Origin of the sequence: Saccharomonospora halophila 8 (genome assembly GCF_000383775.1) — a bacterium.
In the GTDB taxonomy this organism is placed as follows: Bacteria; Actinomycetota; Actinomycetes; order Mycobacteriales; family Pseudonocardiaceae; genus Saccharomonospora; species Saccharomonospora halophila.
The window spans coordinates 117315-121588 of the sequence record NZ_KB912565.1; the positions used below are offsets into that span (position 1 = coordinate 117315).

The window sequence follows — 4274 nt, forward strand, 5'->3', positions numbered from 1 at the left end:
CGGCCGCACGGTGGCCGGACCGGGAGGACGGGTTCCCGGACGAGCTCCCGGACGGGCGAGCTGACGAGCCGCCGGACGAGCCGCCCGGGACGTCCCCGCCGCCCGGGACGTCCCCGGGGGGCTCGGGCGACGGTCCCGCCCGGGTGGCGGTGCGCACGTTCGGCGAAGTCCTGATCACCCTCGGCCTGGTCGTCCTGCTGTTCGTGGTCTACGAGCTGTACGTGACCAACCTGATGTCGGCGCAGCTCCAGCGGGAGGCCGACGCCCAACTCGACCGGCGCTGGTCCGGGGGTCCCGAGCGGGAGGTCGACGCGGACGTGGCGGGAGGGGCCGCGTTCGCGCGCCTCTACATCCCGTCCTTCGGCGTGGACTGGTCGTTCACCGTGCAGGAGGGGGTCGACGACGCGACGCTGGAGATCGGCCCCGGGCACTACCGGGACTCCGCGCTGCCGGGACAGCCCGGCAACTTCGCCGTGGCCGGTCACCGGGTCGGTAAGGGCGCCCCGTTCAACGACCTCGACCAGCTCGAATCCTGCGACCCGGTGGTGATCGAGACCGCGGAGCACTTCTTCGTCTACCGCGTGCTGCCGATGCGTGACGAGGTCGCCGGCTGGGCCGCGGGCCGGGGGAGCGACCCGCGGTGCGCGGACGTGACGCCCCCGGCACGCCACCACGAGGCGTATGCCGACACGGTCGGCCGCCGTATCGTGCTGCCCAGCCGCGGGGACGCCGTCGCGCCGGTGCCCTACCGGCCCGCCGGTGCGGTACCGGAGGAGGCGCGGGCGGCGCTGCTGACCCTCACCACCTGCCACCCGCAGTTCTCCGACCGGGAACGCATGATCATCCACTCGGAGCTCACCCACCGGTACGAGAAGCGGCCGGGCGCGGGGTACGAGGAACTGTTGGCCGAGATCGGGGAGACGTGATGTACGCCTGGATCTGGCGGCACCTCCCGGGGCCGCTCCCGGTGCGGATCGGGCTCGCGACCGCGCTGACGCTCGGGGTCGTCGCCCTGTTGATGTTCGTGGTGTTCCCGTGGGCGGAGCCGCTGCTGCCGTTCAACGAGGTCGCCGTCGACGAGTGAGCGGGTGCGCCGCGACGTTGCCGTAGGCTGTGCGACATGCGCGTTCTCGTCGTCGACAACTACGACAGCTTCGTCTACAATCTGGTGCAGTACCTCGCCCAGCTGGGCGCCGAGTGCACGGTGTGGCGCAACGACGTCGTCGACCTCGACCGGATCGCCGAGTTCGACGGGGTGCTCATCTCCCCCGGCCCGTCGACCCCGGAGCGCGCGGGCCGCAGCATCGACACCGCCCGCCGGTGCGCCGCCGACGGGGTGCCGGTGCTGGGCGTGTGCCTCGGACACCAGGCGATCGGTGTCGCCTGGGGGGCGACCGTCGACCGGGCGCACGAGCTGCTGCACGGCAAGACCAGCCGGGTCGCCCATGACGGCGCCGGGGTACTGGCGGGGCTGCCCGATCCGTTCACGGCCACCCGCTACCACTCGCTCACCGTGCTCGCAAACACCGTCCCCGCCGCGTTCGAGGTCACCGGCCGCACGGACTCCGGGATCGTGATGGCGATGCGGCACCGCGAGCTGCCCGTCGAGGGGGTGCAGTTCCACCCCGAGTCCGTGCTGACCGAGAGCGGCCACCGGATGCTGGCCAACTGGATGTCCTCGGCGGGACACCCGGTCCCGGACACCCTGGTCGGCGACCTGGAGCACGCGACCCGGGAGTTGCAGCGCGCCGCGGGCGCGTCCGCCTGAGCGCACACCGGGCCGGAACCCCGGCCCGGACCGGCTCAGTTGTCGTCGCCCGGCCCCGGGAGCCAGCCCCCGTTCCCCGGCACCGACGTCTCGGTGGACCCTTCGTCGTCGGCGCCGATGAACAGCACGATCGACTGATCCTTCGGGACGGAACTGCCCGAGGACGGGTTCGAGTTGGTCACCAGGCCGACGTCGTCGGAGTCGGACACCCGCTCCCGCCGTACCGAGTGGGAGCCGGTCCAGCCCGCCTCCTGCAACGCGGTTACCGCCTCCTGCTCGGTCATACCCTGCAGGTCCGGGATCTCGATCCGGGCCTGCGAGCCGTTGGACACCTGGAGCTCGACCTCGCTGCCCTTGGTGACCCGGCCGCCGTTCGGCTCCTGCCCGACCACGGTCCCCTCCGGTTCCTCGTGGTCGACGTCGCTGCGCTTCACCGTGAGGTCGAGTTCGGTCAGACGGGCCTTGGCCTCCTCGAAGGTGCTGCCCGTCATGTTCGGGACCTCGACCTCGTCGGGTTCGACGCCGAGGACGATGCTCACCTGACCGCCCTGGCGCAGCTGCGCACCCCCGGCGGGGCTCTGTTCGACGACCTTGCCCTGCTTCTCCGGGTCCTGGACCTTCGTCTCCTCGACGTTCGGGTCGAGCTTCAGCCCGGCCTCACTCAGCCGCTTTTCGGCATCGGCACGGGTGAGATCGACGAGGTTGGGCACCTGCACCTGCCGGGGCGCCTCGCCGACGTACAGTGTGATCGTCTCGGTGAGGGCGACCTGCTCGCGGGCGGGCGGATCGGTCTCGATCACCTTGCCGTAGGACTCCGGTCCGCACTCCGCCTCGCTCGACGGGTTCGCCACGCACGGCCGGGTCGACTCGGTGATGTCTTCGAAGCCCTCCGTGCGCAGCATCTCGTGCGCCGCCTGCGGGGTCTTGCCCGCCACGTCCGGCACGGCCCGGGTGTCCGCCTCGCTCTGCTCGACGAGGAAGAAGCTCAGCAGCGCGATGAGGCCGAGGCCCGCCACGGTGAGCACGATGCCGGCGATCCGTTTGTTCCGGCGTTTCCGGGCGAGTTCGTCCGGGTCCTCGTCGGGGAAGGCGTGGGCGCCGTAGGCGTCGAACCGGTCCTGCTGCCCGGAGTCGCCGAGGACGTTGGTGCCCTCCTCCTCGGACAGCACCATCGGTGCGGCGGGGCGCTGGCCGGACAGCGTGCGCACCAGGTCGGAACGCATCTCCGCGGCCGACTGGTACCGGTTGTCCGTGCCCTTGGTCAGCGCGGTGAGCACGACGGCGTCCAGTTCGGGCGAGAGCCCCGGATTCACCGACGACGGCGGTGCCGGCTGTTCCCGCACGTGCTGGTAGGCCACGGCGACGGGGGAGTCGCCGGTGAACGGCGGGTCGCCGGTGACCAGTTCGTAGAGCACGCAGCCCGCCGAGTAGACGTCGCTGCGGGCGTCGACGGTCTCGCCGCGGGCCTGCTCGGGCGAGAGGTACTGGGCCGTCCCGATCACGGCGGCGGTCTGGGTCATGGCCGCCTGGCCGTCGTGCACGGCGCGGGCGATGCCGAAGTCCATCACCTTGACCGCGCCGTTGCGCGTGATCATCACGTTCGCGGGCTTGACGTCGCGGTGGACGATGCCGTGCCGGTGGGAGAAGTCGAGCGCCGCGCACACGTCGGCCATGACCTCCATGGCCCGCTTCTCGGAGAGCGGACCCTCGGTCTTGACGATGTCGCGCAGCGTCCTGCCCTCGACGTACTCCATGACGATGTAGGGCAGTGGGCCGTACTCGGTGTCGGCCTCACCGGTGTCGTAGACGGCGACGATGGCGGGGTGGTTCAGCGCCGCCGCGTTCTGCGCCTCCCGCCGGAAGCGCTCCTGGAACTGCGGGTCGCGGGCGAGGTCCGCACGGAGGATCTTCACGGCGACCTCCCGGCCGAGCCGGATGTCGTGTCCGTTGTGAACCTCGGACATTCCGCCGTAGCCGAGTGTGTCACCCAGTTCGTAGCGGTTTGAGAGCAGTCGGGGTGCGCTCATTGCCTGGTGCCGTCCTTCACTCGGTTCTTCCCACGCCCGGTGCGCCGACCGGGTGCGTGTGTCGCCCACGCCCGCGGGGGGCAGGCGTGTGTACCGCGACCATCATGCCTTCTCACCCATCTCCGCCGGGTCAACGCCCATCGGTGGTCGACCAGTTGTCCCCGAGCGGGGTGGTGTCGTCGTCGGGTCCGCCGTCGTCCCCTCCGGAACCCAGCGTCAGGACGAGGGTCACGACGACCACCGCGACCAGTACCGCGAACGCCAGCGCGAGCAGCGTCCACGTCGCCGCCGACGGCCGCTTTCGTGCCGGTGCCGCCATCCGGATCCGGCATCGAGCTGCCGAACATGTCCGCAGCGATGCGCCGCGTGCGACTGGTCAACGGGCACGGCGAGGTCGTTGACATCGGCGAGGACAGGATGCGGGAGCTACGCGCGGCGCAGGTCGCGATCGGCTCGCTCGGCGTGATGCTCGAGGTCGA

General features: G+C 71.4%; 5 protein-coding genes. 3 read left to right on the forward strand and 2 right to left on the reverse strand.

The genetic code is table 11. The features are described from left to right. The 3 genes from SACHA_RS0115090 to SACHA_RS0115100 all read left to right on the forward strand — a co-directional run. The coding region (locus SACHA_RS0115090) for a class E sortase (protein ID WP_019811014.1) at positions 1-926 on the forward strand (926 nt) is incomplete at its 5' end. Continuing rightward, positions 926-1084, forward strand: coding sequence for a hypothetical protein (locus SACHA_RS25600; protein ID WP_019811015.1), 159 nt, complete (start codon positions 926-928; stop codon positions 1082-1084). The genes SACHA_RS0115090 and SACHA_RS25600, both read left to right, overlap by 1 nt. A gap of 36 nt (positions 1085-1120) precedes the next feature. After that, positions 1121-1768: an aminodeoxychorismate/anthranilate synthase component II gene (locus SACHA_RS0115100; protein ID WP_019811016.1), complete on the forward strand. Its 648-nt coding sequence runs from the start codon at positions 1121-1123 to the stop codon at positions 1766-1768. A 35-nt stretch (positions 1769-1803) separates the two neighbouring features. On the opposite strand, the gene pknB is transcribed toward SACHA_RS0115100, so the two are convergent. Both pknB and SACHA_RS25605 read right to left on the reverse strand, forming a co-directional pair. Further along, positions 1804-3795, reverse strand: coding sequence for a Stk1 family PASTA domain-containing Ser/Thr kinase (pknB, locus tag SACHA_RS0115105; protein WP_019811018.1), 1992 nt, complete (start codon positions 3793-3795; stop codon positions 1804-1806). A gap of 130 nt (positions 3796-3925) precedes the next feature. Continuing rightward, complete coding sequence (locus tag SACHA_RS25605) at positions 3926-4114, reverse strand: hypothetical protein (RefSeq protein ID WP_019811020.1); 189 nt, start codon at positions 4112-4114, stop codon at positions 3926-3928. Between the last annotated feature and the right edge of the window lie 160 nt (positions 4115-4274).